This is a genomic window from Actinoplanes philippinensis (assembly GCF_900113015.1).
GTDB lineage: Bacteria > Actinomycetota > Actinomycetes > Mycobacteriales > Micromonosporaceae > Actinoplanes > Actinoplanes philippinensis.
In genome coordinates, this window is record NZ_FONV01000002.1 from 755,918 (window position 1) to 774,438 (window position 18,521).

General features: G+C 68.2%; 16 protein-coding genes. 4 read left to right on the forward strand and 12 right to left on the reverse strand.

Annotated features, from left to right (window positions below; genetic code table 11):
* Positions 1-48: 48 nt before the first annotated feature.
* The gene (locus BM290_RS06865; protein ID WP_093611093.1) at positions 49-1,236 is read left to right on the forward strand and encodes a cytochrome P450; all 1,188 of its coding nucleotides are present in this window, start codon (positions 49-51) and stop codon (positions 1,234-1,236) included.
* Between the two features lie 205 nt (positions 1,237-1,441).
* On the opposite strand, the gene BM290_RS47130 is transcribed toward BM290_RS06865, so the two are convergent.
* The 7 genes from BM290_RS47130 to BM290_RS06900 form a co-directional block, all read right to left on the reverse strand.
* Positions 1,442-1,657, reverse strand: a complete 216-nt coding sequence (locus BM290_RS47130; protein ID WP_143133637.1) for a hypothetical protein — start codon at positions 1,655-1,657, stop codon at positions 1,442-1,444.
* Between the two features lie 122 nt (positions 1,658-1,779).
* Positions 1,780-3,003, reverse strand: a complete 1,224-nt coding sequence (locus BM290_RS06875; RefSeq protein ID WP_093611097.1) for a WXG100 family type VII secretion target — start codon at positions 3,001-3,003, stop codon at positions 1,780-1,782.
* Positions 3,000-3,305: a type VII secretion target gene (locus tag BM290_RS06880; RefSeq protein WP_093611099.1), complete on the reverse strand. Its 306-nt coding sequence runs from the start codon at positions 3,303-3,305 to the stop codon at positions 3,000-3,002. Before BM290_RS06880 ends, BM290_RS06875 begins: the two co-directional genes overlap by 4 nt.
* Positions 3,302-3,682, reverse strand: a complete 381-nt coding sequence (locus tag BM290_RS06885; RefSeq protein ID WP_093611101.1) for a YbaB/EbfC family nucleoid-associated protein — start codon at positions 3,680-3,682, stop codon at positions 3,302-3,304. Before BM290_RS06885 ends, BM290_RS06880 begins: the two co-directional genes overlap by 4 nt.
* 19 nt (positions 3,683-3,701) lie before the next feature.
* Complete coding sequence (locus tag BM290_RS06890; RefSeq protein WP_143133638.1) at positions 3,702-4,097, reverse strand: hypothetical protein; 396 nt, start codon at positions 4,095-4,097, stop codon at positions 3,702-3,704.
* 13 nt (positions 4,098-4,110) lie between these two features.
* Positions 4,111-6,654: a CHAT domain-containing protein gene (locus tag BM290_RS06895; protein WP_093611106.1), complete on the reverse strand. Its 2,544-nt coding sequence runs from the start codon at positions 6,652-6,654 to the stop codon at positions 4,111-4,113.
* Positions 6,655-6,781: 127 nt separating this feature from the next.
* Positions 6,782-9,640: a hypothetical protein gene (locus tag BM290_RS06900; protein ID WP_093611108.1), complete on the reverse strand. Its 2,859-nt coding sequence runs from the start codon at positions 9,638-9,640 to the stop codon at positions 6,782-6,784.
* A 484-nt stretch (positions 9,641-10,124) separates the two neighbouring features.
* Here BM290_RS06900 and BM290_RS06905 point away from each other — a divergent pair, with 484 nt between their 5' ends.
* Positions 10,125-10,892, forward strand: coding sequence for a hypothetical protein (locus tag BM290_RS06905; RefSeq protein ID WP_093611110.1), 768 nt, complete (start codon positions 10,125-10,127; stop codon positions 10,890-10,892).
* Positions 10,893-10,961: 69 nt separating this feature from the next.
* Entirely contained in the window at positions 10,962-11,975 is a 1,014-nt protein-coding gene (locus BM290_RS06910) for a restriction endonuclease (RefSeq protein WP_143133639.1), read from the forward strand.
* Positions 11,976-12,340: 365 nt separating this feature from the next.
* Here BM290_RS06910 and BM290_RS06915 read toward each other — a convergent pair whose 3' ends face one another.
* Together BM290_RS06915 and BM290_RS06920 are read right to left on the reverse strand one after the other, a co-directional pair.
* Positions 12,341-12,598 carry a Txe/YoeB family addiction module toxin gene (locus tag BM290_RS06915; protein WP_093611113.1) on the reverse strand — a complete coding sequence of 86 codons (258 nt, stop codon included), beginning with the start codon at positions 12,596-12,598 and terminating at the stop codon, positions 12,341-12,343.
* Positions 12,595-12,870: a type II toxin-antitoxin system Phd/YefM family antitoxin gene (locus tag BM290_RS06920; RefSeq protein ID WP_093611115.1), complete on the reverse strand. Its 276-nt coding sequence runs from the start codon at positions 12,868-12,870 to the stop codon at positions 12,595-12,597. Before BM290_RS06920 ends, BM290_RS06915 begins: the two co-directional genes overlap by 4 nt.
* Positions 12,871-13,231: 361 nt before the next feature.
* On the opposite strand from BM290_RS06920, the gene BM290_RS47135 reads away from it, so the two are divergent.
* On the forward strand, positions 13,232-14,461 hold the full coding sequence (locus BM290_RS47135) for a helix-turn-helix domain-containing protein (RefSeq protein WP_342352034.1): 1,230 nt from the start codon (positions 13,232-13,234) through the stop codon (positions 14,459-14,461).
* A 167-nt stretch (positions 14,462-14,628) separates the two neighbouring features.
* Here the strand turns inward: BM290_RS47135 and BM290_RS06930 are convergent, their stop codons facing one another.
* Genes BM290_RS06930 through BM290_RS06940 form a run of 3 tightly spaced genes read right to left on the reverse strand, consistent with a single transcriptional unit; the run spans position 14,629 to position 18,481 of the window.
* Positions 14,629-16,989, reverse strand: coding sequence for a DEAD/DEAH box helicase (locus tag BM290_RS06930; RefSeq protein WP_239143418.1), 2,361 nt, complete (start codon positions 16,987-16,989; stop codon positions 14,629-14,631).
* Between the two features lie 44 nt (positions 16,990-17,033).
* A complete protein-coding gene (locus BM290_RS06935) occupies positions 17,034-18,173 on the reverse strand; it encodes a hypothetical protein (RefSeq protein ID WP_093611272.1) in 1,140 nt (379 codons plus the stop codon).
* Positions 18,170-18,481, reverse strand: coding sequence for a hypothetical protein (locus BM290_RS06940; protein ID WP_093611119.1), 312 nt, complete (start codon positions 18,479-18,481; stop codon positions 18,170-18,172). Before BM290_RS06940 ends, BM290_RS06935 begins: the two co-directional genes overlap by 4 nt.
* Between the last annotated feature and the right edge of the window lie 40 nt (positions 18,482-18,521).

The following is an 18,521-nucleotide window of genomic DNA, read 5'->3' on the forward strand; positions in this document are numbered from 1 at the left end:
GCGCTTCCGGCATTCCGCTCTTGGTGACCGGCGCGGCACACTCGGTGGATGCCGTTCCTCGACGTCATCGCCGCTGATTTCGACTTCACGTCGCCGGAGGTTCTGGCCGCCCAGGACGCCGGCTGGTTCGCCGACACCCCGATCGGTCTGCTCGTGCTGCGTCACGCGGAGGCGCAGGAGCTGCTCCGCGACCGCCGGCTGGACCACGGCGGCGACGGTTACCTGCAACGCAACGGGATCAATTCCGGGCCGGTGTACGACTGGTGGGTCCCGATGATCGTCAACCGGGACGGCGCCGACCACCGTCGTCTGCGCAGCCTGGTCGCGCGTTCCTTCACGCCCCGCACCGTCGACGGGTTGCGGCCGTTCGTCCGGGCGACGGTCGAGACACTGGCCGACGAGCTGGCCGGCGCCGGCGAGACCGAGTTCGTGGCCGCCTTCGCCGACCGGCTGCCGCTCGCGGTGATGAGCGAGCTGCTCGGGGTGCCCGCCGCCGACCACGACGTCTTCAGCGTCTGGTCCAGCGACATCGGCCTGATCTTCGCCCTGGCCGCCGACGGCTCCACCGCGGCCCGTGTCGAACGGGCCGTCGCGGGCCTGGACGGCTACATCGACACCCTCATCGACGAGAAGGCCCGCCATCCCGCCGACGACCTGATCTCCCGGATGGTCGCCGCCTGGCGCGACGACGAGACGGTCAGCCGCGAGGAGCTGCGCAACCTGCTGGTGACCCTGGTCTTCGGCGCCCACGACAACACCCGCGCCCAGATCGCGAACACTCTCGTCTCGTTCGCCGAGCACCCCGCCCAGTGGACGATGCTGCGCGCCGACCCCGGCCTGGCCGCCCGAGCCGTCGACGAGGCGATGCGCTGGCGCCCGTCCGCCGCGAGCGTGTTCCGCCGCGCCGTCGAGGACTTCACCTTCCGGGACCTGCCGATCCCGTCCGGCACTTTCGTGACGGTGGCCGTGCAGGCCGCCCAGCGCGACCCACGCGCCTACCCCGGCGGCCGCACCTTCGACATCACCGCCACCCGCGAGGCCCCGCTGCTCCAGTTCGGAGCGGGCCCCCACTACTGCCTGGGTTCGGCCCTGGCCCACGCCCAGCTGGAGGAGGCCCTCCCCATCCTGACCAGACGTCTCGGCCCACCCGAGATCACCGGCGAGGTGACCTGGCGCCCGGCCCTCGGCACCCACGGCCCCGACATCCTCCCCGTGACCTTCCCAGCGGCGGCATAGCCCGTCCCCTCACCCACGGACGAGCACGGTCCCCACAAGCAGAGATCCAGCTCGGTTCGAGCAGGCGACGGGCACCCGGACGCGAGCTCCGGCTCCGAAGACCTCCAGCTCGCGAACGTGGCCCCTGTCGCACGGCCTCCGCGCTCTCCGTCACCTTGCGGCCGGCGACCAACGTTCCACGGCTGTCTCCACGGCGTCAGCCGGCTCATTCGCCGTCGTCCGGGGTGTAGGGGTCGGTGGGGATCAGGTCGATCTCCGGGATGACAGCGGCTCGTTCCTCCGCTGTCGCGTCGAAGGAGAGCATCTCAGCGCCTTCCGGAATGCCGACGCGCGGAAGAAAGATGCCGTGGTGGCCCACGTCGCACCACATAGTCGCGAACCCGATCCGCGACTCGGGGCTCCCGGTGTACGTGATGTGCATCCGGCCTTGATCACCGTCCGGACACCGGGCATCGAGTCGAGCCGGCCACGCTTCCCGGATGCGCGAGAAGGTCTCGAACCACGCCTCCCACCGGCGGTTGGACTCTGTCATCTCACGCATCGTCAGCTCTGCTCCGGGTCGAGTAGGTGCTTCTTGGACTGCCACCACTGTTCCTCATAGGCGAAGGCGCGAACCTCGGAGGCCGCACGGTCCGCTTCCTTCCAGGGGAAGGCCACTCCACGGCGCAGCTCGTCGAGGTGAAATCGCTCGTGAGCGAGCGTCCGGGCCAACTGCTCCTCGCTCATGAACGCGTCACGGGCAAGCTTGATGTCGCCGTTCGGCATGGTCACCCCGTAGAACTCCCTGCCCGGCCCCGCCCCCTTACGGATCTTGTCCAACCCGAAGCGGACGCCCTTCATGTCGATACCGAACTTCGCCGCGACCGCCAGCACGTTCTCCCTCGTCATGAGGATCCTCACGCCGTTGCGGACGATCCCGTCGCCCGTCCGGAACAGGCCGATCTCCAGGTCCTCAGCCGGGATACTCCCGTCGCGGCCCGACGCGGTGGCCATCGGGTCGCTCCGGCGAAGGCGAGTGAGGACGGCCTTCAGTCGGGTGAGGAGGGCGGACAGGTCGTTGAGCCTGCCGCTGAGGGTGCGGAGGCTGGTCAGCAGGGCGCGGAGGACCTGCTCGATGCGGTGGGTCCATTGGGAGACCAGGGTGGCTACCTGGCCGGCCACCACCGGGGTGGCCAGACCCAGTGTCACGCCCTCGGCGGCCAGCCACTGCGGCAGACGGACGGCGAGGGTTGCCACGAACTGGGCGATCAGATCGCGGACCATCTCCCGTACCAGGCCGACAAGCAGGCCCGCGGCCTCGACCGCGTACGAGACGGCGCCGGTGACCGTGGCGATGCCCTCGATGGCGGCCAGTTGCTCACCGGCGTGGGCGCGGTAGGCGTCACCGGAGGCGCCGAGCCAGTCACCGGTCTGGGTGCGGACGGCGGCGGCGTACCGCTGATGGGTCTCCGCCGCGGCGGCCGCGATGTTTCGCCAGGTGGACGCATGTGCGGCAATCTCGCCCGGCTTGCCGGCCAGCCAGTCGAGGGCGTCCCGGAGCGGCTGGATGTGCTCGATCAGCCACCCAACGCCCCAGGCGAACAGCGACCCGAGCGGGTCCACCGCCAGCGCCCGGGCGTCCAGGCTTCCGGTCACGCCGCCGAGGGTGACGTCCACCCAGCTGCCGTTGCGAATGCCATCACTGAGCTGGTGCGCGTCCTCGACCAGGCCCAGCCCGGTCGACCAGGTGGTGGTGTCCTGCGCCGGGGCGATCAGCGGGTTGCTCACGACGACCCGCTGATCCGGCGGGCGTTGTCGGCGTCGGTGTGCTCCATGGTCGCCGCAGTGGCCCGGAGCCCGTACGCCGTCTCGGCCAGCGCGTCGACGGCATCACTCAGCACGTCGAGCGCGCCCTCGAACAGCGGATCGAGCAGGGCGGGCAGAAATTGACAGAGTTCCCCGTACGCCTGCCGGTCGATGGTGACCTCATGGACCGCCGACCTGGCCAGGGCCATCTGCCCGGACGCCTCGTCGACCGTGTCGGCATGGCGCCGCACCGCCTCGGCCGGGAACCGCATGCCGGCGCTCATCGCCGGTCCGGCGCCGGGAACCGGGCCTCGAACGAATCGATGACGGCCCGCCCGGCCTCACTGTCCGCACCGACGGTGGCCCGCACCTGCTCGACGACCTGCGCCGACAGCGCGGACTGCGCCCGCCGGATCACCGCCATGATCTCATCGGCCAGCCGTGGACCTGACAGCTCGTGCACCCGGTCGTCCAGGTCCAGCGCCTCCACCTGCCCGGACGAGCCGACCCGCACCCGGATCGCCCCGTCGCGCCCCTCGGCCGTACCGGTCAGCGCGGCGACCCGCCGCGACAGCTCGACGGCACGCTGTGCCCGGGCATCCACCTGCGAGGCCCACGAGCCGAGCCACTCCCCGGCCGCGTCGACATCGTTCACCGGCATGTGCTCGCCCTCCCCCGCCTCACGTGTCGACCGCGGTGGCCGACGGCGGCGGCTCGCTCACGTGCTCCACCACCCAGCGTGACTGGGCGTCGTCCCAGCTCACCACCGCCCAGCCGGGACGGTCGACGGGCAGGCGCACGTTCTCCAGGCGGGCCGCCATGACCGGGGTGACCCGCTCCGGCAGTTGCAGCACCACTCGCGCGTCACGGGCGGCGAGACTCACGACGCCCATGTCCTTCAGCTCGGCCTGCGCCTTCCGGCGGCTGTGCCAGGGCAGCCGGTCACGGATCGCCTGGTAGGCGTCCTCGCCGGCCTTCGTCGCGACGGCCTGGAGGAAGGGCAGCAGGACGGAGCCGGCCAGGGCGCCGAGGATCAGCTCGGTGGCGCCGCGGTCGGCGTCGGGTCGATCGGTCACGCCGGCCATCGTGTCATGGACCGAAGTGGATGTACGGCGCCCACGCCGCGGGGCCGTGCTCCGCCCGGAGTTCGCGCACGGTCTCGTGCAGCGCGGTGGCCGCGTCGTCGGCGGTGTCCAGACGGGCGTAGAACCCGGCCGCCACCTCGGCGGCGACACTGTCTCGGATGGACCACAGGGTGCCGATCACGTGCCGGAACCCGGCCATGTGGAAGGCGCCGGCCACGTGCAGCGCCTCGTCGTCGAGGTCCTCACGGGGGACGCCGGTGTCACAGGCGGACAGGTAGGCGAGGGCCGCGTGGTCCAGGCGCAGCCGGGCGATGTCCGAGACCGTCAGCTGATCCTGCAGAACGAGGTGGCCGTCGGCCGAGCCGTCCGCGGCGCTGACCGCATGGCAGGCGAAGTGCGCCCACGAGTGGTGCGGGAGAGCGTCCAGCACCACCCGGCGTACCGCGTCCTCGCCGGTCAGGACACGGCCGGGTGGCAGGGCCGCGGTCTCCGCCGGCACGCTGGGCAGCGCGGGCAGGCCGGGTGTGGTCGGCATGCCGACCACGAGCGGGTCGGCGACCGGGCCGGCCGGCGGCGCCTGCCAGGCGGTGACCAGGCTGCGGACCGTCGGCGCGTAGGAGGACACCACCCGGTCGGCGACGGCGGCGTGCAGTGGCAGTGTGGTGAGAGGGCCGGTCGGCACCCACCACAGCCGGCTGCCCGGCGGCGGGTCCAGGACGTCCAGCACCGGGCCGGTCACCTCGGTGCGGAGCCATTCCAGGGTCTCGCCGGCACGTTCGGCGACCGCCGCCCGGAACCGCAGAGCCCGCTGTGTCGCCTCGCCGAGCGTCAGCCGCAGCGGCACCACCCGGATGCGGCCGTCGATCAGCAGGGCGTCACAGCCCAGGCCGCTGATGTTCAGCACGACGACGGGGCCGTGGACGCCGGTGGCGGCGATCAGGTCGTCGGTCGGCGGTGGCCGCAGGAATGTGGCGAAGCCGGGCTGTGCCCGGATCTCGTCGATCAGCGCGTCCCATTCGGCGGCGAGGGAGTGCCGGTCCTCGCCGGGCAACTCCGGGCCCGCGCCGGCGCTCGCACTGAACCCGGCACCCTCCGGCCGGTCCAGCGCCGTGCGCAGCGCGACGAACCGTCCGGCCAGGTCAGGAGACAAACCCGTCAGCTCGGTACGGGTGTCGAGCGCGTGTCCCAGCAACACTCCCCGGCCGTGTTCCAGCAGGCGCACGGCGTCGGCCGGTTCATCGGCCCGGACGGCACAGGCCGCGGCGTCCCGGGCCAGGCCGGCGAAGGAGGAGAGCTGCCGCTCCCGGTCGGCGTGGGTCACCCGGCGCGGCGCGGTCCGCGGCAGCAACGTCACCGCCAGGTCGAACGCGGTCCGCGCCTCGGACAGGTCGCCCCGGAGCAGGGCGGTGTTCGCCCACTGCCGGGCCGCCGCCACCCGGGCCCGGACCTGGACGGCGGGGTCGGTCGCCAGCTGCCGGAACAGCTCGCGGGCGCGGTCCCCGGCCGCGGCGTCCCCGGCCGCGAACCGGAACGCCAGCGCCCACCCCAGACCGAGCAACGCGTCGGAGCGCAGATGATGCCCCCGCGGCGTGGCGGCCACCGCGTCCCGCGCCAGCTCGACCAGCCCGCCCGGGGACCGTCCGCGAGCCGTCTCCATCCGCCGGATCCCGCTCAAGGTGATCAGCCGTTCGGCGCGGTTGGGGTGCCCCGCCGGGGTGGCGTCGACCGCCTGCTGCGCCAGGCCGGCGGCCTCGGACAGGTCGGGCGGGCGGCGCCGGGCGGCGAACCGGTCGAGCAGCACCAGCGCCAGGTTCGCCTGGAAGCGCGGCCGCAACGGGTGCCGCGGCGCCATGGCCAGAGCGGCCCGGCCGTGCTCGACCGCCTCGTCCAGCAGGGCCCGGTCACGGCCGCCGGTGGATCGATACCGCAGCCGCAGGGCCTCGGCCAGGTTGGACCGCATGCCGGCCGCCTCATCGCCCGGCCCGGCGATCCGTACGGCCTCGCGGAGAAGGTCGACGGCCTCCGCGAGCGCGGACGAGTCGTCGTGCCGCACCGACAGCGCGAGCAGGCCGTCGGCCAGGTTGGTCATCCGCCACGCACGTCGCGGGTGGCCGGGGCCGGTGGCCGCCATGGCGGCGCGGGCCTCCGCGACCGACGCGACCAGGTCGGTGTCGTCGCCGGTGCGGCGCCACCGCAGGCGCAGCACCCCGGCCAGGTTGGCATGGAACGAGGGAACGGCCGGCGTGTGCTCGCCCGGGTACATCGCGAGCGCCGCACGGAACCACCCGATCGCGGCGTCCAGGTCGCCGGGATCACCGAACCGCTCGTACCGCGACCACAAGGACATGCCGAGCCCGTTCATCGCGGTGCTGCGCACGTCGACGTCGTGCGCGTGCTTGAGCACCGTGCTGAACATCGCGACGGCCGACTCCAGATCGGAGAGGCGACCGGTCTGCTCGTACGCGGTGTGCCGCCGTTCGGCCTCGGAGCAGGCGGCGAGCAGCGTCTGATGGAGTGCCGACCCCCACGGGTCCGGGATGCCGCTCAAGACGCCGGAGGGTCGGACGGTGTTTCACGCTTGCGACTGCGACCGAACATGGCGGGCACCTCCGCCACCGAGTGTCCCATGAGGACGGAACGCCGGGCCCCGGCACGTGACCGCGGGCCCGGCGTGATCAGGCGTGGTTGGACACGTAGATGTAGTACCGCGTCGTGCCGGTCTCCGTGCCGTCGGCCTTGTGACCGGTCACCGACAGGGTGTGTGACTCGAAGTTCGCCGGCGGGGTGTAGGTGATCGACGCCGCACCGGTGCTGTCGGCCGGCACGTCCGTCACCGGCCCGTCGTCGATCTGCCAGGAGAAGGACACGATCCCCGGCGTGCCGCCGCTGAACTCGAAGGTGCCGGGCACTCCCCCACCGCCGGACCAGCTGCTGTCGGGGTACTGCTCGCTGACGACGTAGGGCGCGTCGCCGACGGTGAACTCGTAGTCGGTCACCGGCGACAGTTCACCACCCGCCGTCCGGCTCCGGACGTGGATCACATTCGTGCCGTTGCGGTCGAACGGAACCGCGACCAGCGTCGACGTGCCGTCCGTACTGGCCGGCAGGATCTGCTCGGGGCCGTCGTTGACGCGGTACTGGTACTCGGTCACCTCGCCGAACAGCTGGGTGTAGAAGTAGAAGTACCCGGTCCAGCCGATGCCCCGGCGCGACCAGTCGTACGTGCTGTACACGTCGACCCGGTTGTCGCGAACGTCGAACGGCGCCGCCCGCAGATCCGACTCGGTCCCGTCCGAGCCCACGCTCGTGACCCGTACCTCGCTGTATCCCCACGATTGCGGCGTGTGCGTGACCGTCGCCGTGCCGTCGGCCCCGGCGGGGATCGTCTGCTCGTCGGCGCCGTCGACCGAGTAGCGGTAGGAGGCGACATCCGGCAGCCCGGGGTGGAAGGTGAACGTCACCGGCCGGCCGACGGTCCCGCTGCCCTCCGGCGCCCACGTCACCACGGGACCGGACCAGATGCCGAACGTGTACGTGGTGGCGGGCGACCGCGTGCCGTCGGCCAGCAACGCCTCGACGACCACACTGTTGTCACCGGCGTGCCGGGGCGTGACAGTGATGGTGGCGTACGGATTGCCCTCGTTGGACACCGTCTTCTCCGGGCCACCGTCGAATCGGTAGGCGAACCCGGTCAGGTTCGGCAGGCGACTTCCCAGCTCGATCTCCAGCGGCACGCCGACGCCGTCCCGGCGCGGCCAGTTACTCAGCTCGTAGGCGTACGCGGTGGGCCTGGTATCGATGATGTTGAACTGGTAGTCGGCCTCCAACGACCGGGACTCGTCCGAGGCGATCGACCGGACGACCATGGAATGCCAGCCCGGCGTCGCCGTCCAGGTCAGCACAGCGGTGCCGTCGGCCGCGGCCGGGATGGTCTTCCACTCGTCGTCGAGGTAGTACTCGTAGGCGGCAACGTCGCTGTTGCGGGGCCGGAAGGTGAACGAGCCGGTCTTACCCGCGACCTGATCGGTGTCCCAGGTGAACTCGGCCGACTCGACGCCCGGGGCGTCGGTGACCCACACCTGCACCTTGTCCTGCCCGATCAGCTTGTTCTTGGCGTAGCTGCGGACGGCCACCTCGGCGGTGCCCCGGGTGGTGAACGTGACCGAACCGGTCGCCCGGCCGTCGACCGCCGGGAGCCGGACCTCCGCGCCGTTCCCGATCTGATAGCCGAACGCGGTGGTCTCCGGCTTCGCCGCGACGAAGGTGATCGTGCTCGGCAGCCCGACCCCGTTCACGGTGACGTCGACGCGCGGGGCCGTCTCGGCGACCCGGAATCGGTAGGTCCGGTCCGGCCCGCCGTTGCCGGCCGCATCGATCGAGCTGACCACGAGAGTGGTCTCGAACCGCAGCTGCGGGGTGTATTTCAGGATCGCCTTGCCACCCGGGTGCCGGGCCGCGATCCGCCCGGAGGAGCCCAGCGAGTCGCGCCAGGCGAAGGCGACCACGTCCCGGTCACCGGCCGCGTCGAAGCGGAACGTCCCTTCGATGCCGCTGCCGCCGCCCGGAGTGTCACCTTCGGGGTAGGTCCGCGACGAGACCTTCGGGGCATCCGCCGGCCCGATCGTGTCCATGACGATGTAACACGTCCGGCTCCACGGCCCCGCGTCGTAGTAGTCGCTGGCTTGCGCCTGCCAGGCGAGGACCGTGCCATGGGCGTACTGGCTCAGGTCGGTGCTGTAGTAGTTGCGGAACTCACGGCGCTGATCAGGGTGGTCCACCGGCCAGATTGCGAACAGCAGAGACGCATGGTCGCCCTCGTCCGCGTCGCGTGCCGTGGCCGAGAAGTAGGTGTTGCGCGTCGCCGGTGACGGCTTGGCGAGAGTGCCACAGCCCCGGTCCGGATAGATGAGGTGCTGGTCGGTCACCCGGGGCGGATGGTTGACCGTCGCGCTGAGGCGAGGCTTCTCGTACGTCCGGCCGGTGTTCGGCGTGGCCTCCTGCGCCGCGGTGATCCGGAGTTCCAGCGTGATGCTCTTCTCGTGGCGGCCGAGCGCGGCGTTCAATGTGCCCACCATGTCGAGGCCGAAGAAGCTCGGGCAGTACCGGGAACCGGCCCCGCGGGCCGCGGACGCCAGCTTCTCCAGCTCGGCCGGCGGCCGCAGCCAGCTGGTGTTGTCCTTGACCGGCCGGGTCCGCCACACCTCGACGGTCACCGGGACGGAGCAGTCCGTGACGGCCGTCTCGGTCGTCGACAGGTACGAACTGTGGACGACGGTGTCTTTGATGCCGGTCAGGTCGTAGGTGAAATAGGACCGGTAGGTGTGCGCCCGCTGCGCGTCGTCGTGCGAGGTGCCGACCGGCGGCGTGACGGCCGCGTCGACCACCTTCGCCCGCGGACTCTGCGAGTCGACATAGGCCCAGCTCGTCAGCGACAGGTCGGCCGATTCGGCGGCCATGGCCGGAGAACCGCCGTGCACCACGGCGGTCGTGGCAGCGATGATCGTCAGAGCGATCACCGCACCCCAGCGTTTCATATGAATTGTTCCCCCTGGATGCAGCGCCTCCATAGACGCTGATGCGCCTCATCGTAGGGAGCCGGCCGACTCCGTAGGGGGCGGCATCGATCCCTCCAGCGAGCCACTCCCCGGGCGCGCACCGAGCGCCGACCACGACGCGAACTCCCCGCCGGAGATCCGAACGGCACGGGGCGATCGGTTCCCGTGCAAGTGGCTGTCGGACGCCGGTCCACACCCGCGGGCTGGCCACCCTCCACCGGCGACGCCCTCGTGACCAGCCCTCGCGGAGAGTTGCTCAGCCACGCCATCCGGGAATGGTCTGACACTCCAACCATGAGCACTCACAGTGGTTGAAATGTTGCTCTCAGTACACATACTGTGCATGCATGAGGGTCGATACAGCCGAACGATCTCACCATGTCGGTACCGGCAACGCCCAACAGTACGGGCGCCCACCAGAAGCGAGGCGGCAACCGCGGCAACGACAGGTGCAGGCCTACGGATGACCGCTATCGAGAACCTTCTGCAACGGCGAACCGACCTGTCGACTTTTCTGGTGCATCTCACCCGGGACGGAATGCAGGGCAATGCTCGCGACAATCTGCTCGCGATGGCGGAGGACAAGTTCATCGAGGCGCGTAACCCTTTTGGCCCCGCCTCCAAATACGAACCACTTCTAGCCGATTCCGTCTCACAGAAGGCGGTGTGCTTCACCGAAACGCCTCTTGAGCACACATGGATGATGCTGGAGAAGATCAACGGTCGCGGAGTGCAGTTCGAGCCATACGGTCTTGTCATCACCAGGGCGACTGCCCGGAAAACCGGTTGCAACCCGGTCTGGTACACCGACATCACCGTCCGCGGACGCACCTGGCCCGCGAAGAACATCAACTTGATGATCGACAACGCGCTGCGCCGGGCCACTGTCGAAGACGGCAGGATCGATCGCACGTTACTTGCCGCCGATCCCGTATTCCAGATAACGCCGTACTTCGAACAGATGGGACCGATCAGCAACGGCCGGCGTAAGGAATTCTGGTGGGAACGAGAATGGCGCCATATCGGCGGCTACTGGATCAGCATTCCCAGGATCGTCGCCATTCTGGCTCCAGCCGATGAGCATGGCGACCTTCGCGACAGGCTCTCCGACATCGACGAAGCATGGGAGAGGCGACCCCTCCTCGATCCACGCTGGGGCCTGGAACGTGCCATCACCGCACTCGCCGACGTCAGCAGGGGCGATGCGACACCGTTCCCCGACCCAGACTGAACAGCCGACGAGATATGGGATCCGAACCATCCATACCGTCCCGCGGTCGGCCGCCTAGAGTGTGCGGTCGTGACAGTTCCTGACTACCAAGGTCTCATGCTGCCAGTCCTTCGCTCGGTCGCCGACGGCAAGGAACACCGCATCGCCGACCTGCGGAATGTGCTCGCCGAGACTCTCGGGCTGACCGAGGAAGATCTGGGATTGAAGATCCGCAGTGGAGCTCCCGTCTTCAACAGTCGAGTCCACTGGGCAGTCACGTACCTGTCGCAAGCCGGCGTGTTGCGGCGGCCGCGGCGAGGCATGGTCGAGTTGACCGATCGAGGCCGGGATCTGTTGGTTCAAGCACCGCCTTCAGTCGACAACGGACTCCTGGCCCGATATCCCGAGTTCCGCGAGTTCATGGTGCGAGCCAGACTCACTCGCCAGGACTCATCCGAGACCGAGGTCCCGACGGAGCAACTCGCGCCCGGCAAGGGGACGCCCAAGGAGCAGTTGGCCAATGCCGTGGAGGAAGCCAACGCAGCGATTGCAGCTGATCTGATCAACCGCATACAGGAGAGGGAGCCCGCATTTCTGGAGCATCTGGTGCTCAAACTGCTGACCGCGATGGGCTACGGAGGCAAGGCAGGCGCAGCCGAGCATCTCGGGCAGACCGGCGACCACGGACTGGATGGTGTGATCCGGCAGGACGTGCTGGGCCTGGATCGCGTATATGTCCAAGCAAAACGATACGGCAGTGGACATTCCATAGGTCGGCCGGATATCCAAGCTTTCGTCGGAGCGCTGCACGGAGCACAAGCGGACCGCGGCATATTCATCACGACGAGCCGCTTCACGACGGAGGCGAAGGACTACGCCGAGCGGGTACCCGCTCGACTTGTGCTCATCGACGGCGCCCGGCTCGCCGAACTCATGGTCCTGCACAACGTCGAAGTACAGGAGGAACAGACGTTCATTCTCAAGAGGGCAGCAGACGCGTCGACCTGCAGGGCACCAACCTGTTCTGCGCCGGGCTCGACGAAGACTTCTTCGAGTAGACGCCAGACCACCGCACGGGTCCGATCGGCCTCAGGGCACGCTTGAGGCCGGTCGCCCGGGATAGGAGCGGGGCCGGTCGCAGCCCGCAGCGAACCCCGGGTCAGCGCGGCCACCGTGACGCGGGGTCCGGGGGTCGCCCCGGAGCGGGAATGGTGGGCCGGACGTTGCACCATGCGAATCACTTGGCCATCACCGGCCACCCGCCGGAGGGACGCTTGACCAGTTCACGGGTCGGCCGGGAGGCAACGCTTCCGTCGGCGTGACAACGCGACGCGGCTTGATCCGTGTCATGCCCGCTGCCCCACGCAAGACAAGACAGTCAAGAGTTTAAGATCCGCAAACCTCGGCTCGCCGGGCCGCTCTAGGAAGAGTTGTCACGAGATGACGCCTCGACCAAGCTCCGGCTAGATTCACCTGGCACCGTAGTGGTATTTGCAGGCGGCAATTTCAACGTCGCCATCCTTGATCCGATAAACGAGCCGGTGCTCGCGGTCAATTCGACGCGACCAGAGGCCGGACAACTCTCCACGAAGCGGTTCGGGCTTACCGATGCCTTCGTAGCCGTTGCGCATGACGTCCGCGATCAGGTCGTTGATCCGCTTGATCAGCTTACGGTCCGTGTGACTGAGGTACTGCGACCAAGCTGTCGCGGAGAAGATCAGCCTCACGCCACGTCCTGCGCCACGTCCGGGTCGATGAGCGCCCGCTCGTGGCCCTCGCCTCGGTCCAGCTGAGCCATCGATCGGCGCAGGGCTTCAGCGTTGCTGGGGCTACGGAGCAGATACTCGGTCTCTTTCATCGACTCATACTCGGCCAGCGGCACGATAACGACGGGTTCGTGCCCGGAACGGGTCACCACCAGTTCTTCGGCGTCGTCGACCACGCTGTCGAGTTCAGCGGCAAGGTTCTGTCGCAGCTGAGTGAAGTTCACCGTTCGCATCTACACCTCCATGGGACGTACATAAAACTGTACTCCTACGGAAGGCAAGCGACAGGGGCCAACCGCAGAACGTTCTGTTTTCCTCGGCATGTGGGGGCGCAGCCCCGGAGTCGATACCGCCATCGACCGGCCCCAGATGGCACCAGCAGGTGCCATGGATGATCGGATGTAGCCGAGTGCTCGGTGTCCAGACTCACGACGTGGCAGCGAAGCAGCCAGGATCGGCCCTGCTGATCGTGAGGGTCACCCCTCGGGGATGTCCTTGCCGGCGCAAACCCTACGAAGAACTTCGATTGCCGCACACAGTGTGCGCCGACCAGCCGAACGGACGTTCTAACTTTCCGCTGTGCCTCAATCCATGATGCCCGATAAGGACGGGCGAGGCCGGTCTCGCCGCAGCGCAGCGAAACGGTACATCGCATGGGCTTGCCGTGAACTGGACATGACGCCCGCGGAGATCGGTCGGCTCACCGGATACTCACCGACAACCATCAACGACTACCTCGCCGGCCGAAGATGTCCCTCCCGAAGGTTTCTACTCGACCTGCTGGACAAGGCACCCCTGGCCGACCTCACCTTTCAGGAGATTGCGCCTCTCCTCGGAATCCGTCGAGGCGAATGCCCTCAGCCGTCCCGCTACCGCCGGAAGCCGCTTCATGAGTACCTCTCTGCATTGCGCGTTTCCTTACGGCGCACCCGGGACCAATTCGCCGCGAAGCTGGGCGTGACCGTCGACGAAGTCACCGCGGCAGAGCACGGTCACATCCCGGACCTGGACTATCTGAATCGATTGAGCCGGGTGCTGCCGGCCTCCATCACCGTCGAAGCCGTGGTCGCCGCTTTCCCTGTTCTTCGCCCGACGCCGCTGGACAACAAACTTCGGCACAACCTGGAGAAGGCACGACTTCATCCAACTGCCGACCCTCAACGCAGAATTCTAGAAAATGCTCTCGCAGCAGATTTGGCGCCCGAGGCGCGACGGATGGCCCTCAATGCCGCCTGGAAGATCCGCCGCCCAGAATACGCAGAGGAGGTCTGGGGAGAGGCGGTAGCACTCACTATCCGACGTCACGATCCACAAAAGGGACTCATGCTGGCTTATCTCAACACCAGCATCCGCGGACTGGTCCGCGCCCTTGCTGCCAGCAACCGACACACCGGCACAGCCACGATACTTCGCGATTACGACGAAACAGTACGAGAAGCAGAGGAAGCACTATTCGCCCGTCTCGGGCGCCTCCCGAGCGACGACGAAGTCGCTGACCACACGGACCTCCGCGCCAGCCTCATCGGCGAAGTTCAGCGTGCGCGAGCCGCATGCGTGCACGTCGGGGGCGATGAACTGGATTTCCTGCTTCAGCAGGCCGTCGATCTCCTCCCTTCCGAGCCGGCAGCCGAAAGTGAACCGGTGCGACGCCTACGAGAAATGCCGGCCGATTGGCGCGAAATCATTTATCTTCATTTCCACGATCGCCTATCCCTGGCAGAAATCATGATAGTGACCGATCTGCCAGAAGACGCCATTCTTGTCACGATCAACGCCGCAGTCACGCTGCTCCGCGGCGACCCGGAAGCCAACCGACTAAATTGATCCCGGGATCAGCCGAAATCCTTCAAACCTTGCTGGACTCCGTTCCCGTCGCCTCAAAGGCATACACCCCGGTGTACGCCTTTGGGGCCAACGAGATCACCATCATCTCTTTGCCGATACCTCTACTAATGAGCTTCTCGCATTGAGCAAGGTGCGCCGAAACGTCGCTATGGTTTGACGAAGCCCAGCGCCCGATAGCCGGGCATACGACGCTGCAGTGAAACGGCGAGGATCGGCGTCGCCGGGTCGTGGTAGTCGTGCACCTCCGCGACGTCCTTGCCGGGCGCCGCTCGGATGACCCGGCCGGCGCATTGGATCAGCAGGCCGTCGAAGGAGATCGGACCGGCCAGGAACAGGGTGTCGAGTACGGGTGCGTCGAAACCCTCACCGATGAACGGCGTGGTGCCGATGACCAGGATCCCGTCGCCGGCCTTCGCCACGGCGAGCCGGTCGACTGCCGCACGCCTATCCGCAGTGGTCATGCCGCCCTGCAACAGAAGTGCTTGATGTCCGCGATCCGCGAGGAGCGAAGCCAGAGTTTCGACATGGGCGACCCGACGGGTCAGCACGAGACAGTTGCGCCCCTTGGCGAGGGCAGCCGCGACGTCGTCGACGATCTGGGCGTTTCGTGCTTCGTCCCCGATCAAGGAGCGGTAAACGGCCGCCAGTGCGCCCGGTGACGACAGGTCCTCATCATCAGCCCGGAACTGGGTCTCGTGCACGAACAACAGGCGTCGCGGACCGGTCTCTTCCTGCCAGACGGCGGCGAGCGTATCCGGGTCCTCGTCGGTCACGGTGTGCCGAACAGGGCCGAGCTGCCAGGTCACGAGTTCACCGAGCCCGTCCCGGCGGGACGGCGTCGCGGTGAGCCCGAGCCAGAACTGTGCGCCGATCCGCTTGACCGCATGGTCGTACGCGGCGGCAGCAAGGTGGTGGCATTCGTCGACGATCACGTGCCCGTACCCGGCGGTGAGGTCCGCGACGTCGGCACGCCGGGCCAGCGAGGGCAGCATCGCGACATCCACGACACCGGTGAGCTTGCGCCGGCCGCCGCCGATCTGACCCGGTCGTACGCCGAGGAACTGCTCGATGCGTGATCGCCACTGTTCGGCCAATGCTTTGCGATCGACAAGAATCAGGGTCGAGGTGGCACGTTCGGCGATCATGGCGCAGGCCATGACGGTCTTGCCGGAGCCCGGTGGCGCCACCAGCATGCCGTCGTCGTGGGCGAGCATCGCACCCACCCCGGCGCTCTGCCTGGTCGTCAACTCGGCGGTGAAAACAACCTCGATCTCACGGCCGGCATCCCGCGTATCCGTGACCACCATCCGGGATCCGGCATCCTCGACGATTCGCCCGACGGTGTGCCGCAGCCCTCGTGGGAGGACGAGGCGGCCGTCTAGCGTGAGGTCGTACCCGCGGAGGAATCGCGGCGTGTCCCAGGTCGACTTACGGAGCCGCTGCAACTCATGGAACTTCGGATTGGCCAGCGAGGCCGCGTGCTTGAACGTAGCCAGCGCGGCCGCCGGCAGTTGCGAGGTGTCGATACTCAGGCCCGCGGCGAGTTCTGCTTGCACCGTCATCGATAGGGGCGGATGGACCTTCGTGGCGTCCGACCTGCTCATTTTCACGACGCCGGTGCCCACCGCGGCCTGTTTTGCACGACGGGCCACCTTCTCCGCGTCGCCAGGACTGAGCCGGTCGAGGACCGACAGGAAGGCCCATTGGTCCTCGTGCGGTTCCAGAGTTGCCAGGTCGAGGAAGAGCGTCAATCCGTCCTTGCGGCGCCTGCCCTGCAGCGGGGCAGCGATCAGGTTTCCGAGGCCTCCGTCCGGTAGAACGTCCTGGTTCGGGAACAGCCGGTCGTACGACCGCAGGTCCATCGAGCCCCGAAGCACCATGGCCTCGTGCAGCAGAACCGTTCCTATCGACCGGGCCGTAGTCGCGGGGATCGGGTCGGTGAAGAAGATCCAAGCATGCGCTCCACGCCCCGACTGGGAGATCTCCAACGCCGCGGGCACACCACTGCCACGGGCCGCCTTGCAATAGGCCAGCGCATCGAGCATCGCGGTGCTGCCGTCGAAGTCGGCCGCCAAGAACTGGCAGGTGTTGTCGGTGAACAGCGGATAAAGGCCCATGAACACGTCACCGACCAGATGGGCGGCAACCACCTCCGCGGTGAGCGGCAGATAGGCCGCTGTGCGCCGGTCCATACCCCTGCGCCAGCCGCCCGCCACCGCGGGAGACCATCCCGCCGTACCGAGCCGATTGTTCTCCCAGCGCTTCGCATAAGCATCCCGCCGCCCCCGGAACAGGCTGGCGTAGAACGCCAGCTTCTCCGGCACCGGCGACGCCATCGTGACCGGTCCCGGCGTGGCCATCGCGGCGAGCTGCTCCGGTGCCGGAGCGGTGTCCTGGCCCCGCAGCTCCAGCAGACGCGACAGCCGATGGTTCTCCGTCCGTAACCGCTCCAGCTCGCGACGCAGCCGAGCGACCTCGTCCTCAGTCACCGCGTCAACGGACACCACCGGCCAATCTTCACACGCCGGCCGCCGCAAGCCCGACAGCCGACTCAGTCAAGCCGGGCCCGGTCAAAACGGTCGATCAGACTCGGCTTACGCGCATGCCGCTCCCGCAACTGCGTCATCTGCTCCGCGAACTCGAAGATCTCACCCTCCCGTACCGCCAGCGCCTGAAGATCCAAAAGCAGGGTGACCGCCGTGTCGTAGTCCTTCGGGCGCTTCGTCGCGATCAACTCGTCCACCTGATCCCAGGCTCGGACCAGGTTCCGTGCCAGATCGTCCAGACGCTGCTCGCGGGCCGCAGCGGCTGCTTCCTCACGACGCTGACGCTCGGCCGCTTCTCGTTCCCGCTTCTGCTGCTGCCGTGCAGCCCAGCGTTCCTCAGCGGCAGCGAGCAGGTCCCCGGCGGTCCGCCCCTCTCCGGCAGGCGACTCCTCCGTCACACCGTGGAACTGCCGCAGCAACTCCGACTGCAGCAAGCCGGCATCGCCACGTAGCACCCGCAGCAGTACGGCGTCTTTGTCCGCCACCGCCAGACCCGCCACCCAGCGGCGCAACTCGGCGGCGGAGGGCTTCTTCTCGGCCAGCGGCCGGCTCGCCGTGGCCGCCGCGTCCAGCAAATCGGGATCCAGGCGAAGGAAGTCCGCCAGGGCCTGCAACGGCCCGCTCAGCTTCGCCAGCCCGGCCGGAACCGGCGGCTCCGGCTCGTCATCGTCCAGTTCCCGATTCTGCACACACAGCAGCCAGGCCAGGTACAGCAGCCGCCGATCGCCGCCGACCAGTTCTGCCCGGGCCGGCACGATCGCCGCCAGCCGTCCTTCCTCGTCCCACCATTCGTCGTCACCGTCCTCGTCCTCGCTATGAAGATCGAGGATCACATGGGTACGAGTCGCCCAGCAGCCGGCCGACTCCCCGACACAGAACGCCTCCGCCGTCTCCGGCGCCAGTGCCGCCTTCGGCAACCGCAGCATGATCCGTCGAGTGCCCCAGTTCGCCAGATACAGGTGCGCGTCGAAGTATCGCTCCATCCACTTGGCTGGATCCGCCTTCAGATCGCCCCATTGGTAGTCGTTGACGAAACTCGACGATGAGATCCGTCCCCGCGATGACACCGCCCGCAATTCGCCCTGCTGCTTCGCCGTCAGCGCCTGGTCGAGCGCTACGAACTCGTAGTACTGGTACTCGCTCACCGGCCCGCCCACCGCCGGTACGCCTCGATCCACTGCGTCCCATCGGGCACAGGATCCGGCAACGGAAGGTCCAGAATCCCGATCGCCTGCCGCAGCCGGCCACGATGGCAGATCGCCACGATCTCCGACGAACGCAGATCCACCTTCCGGACTACCACCGGCACACCGAGAACCTCGGTGTCGAACGGCACCGCCAGATTGCCCTCGATCATGGCAAAGAGGCCACTGAGCTGCTCATGCTCGTCATAGCAGTCCACGACCGCTTCGGCGATCAAGGCATCGATCTCGGTATCACTGAGCGAAGACACCCGCGCAGAATAGAGAACCGCCTCCGGCAATTCGCCAGCA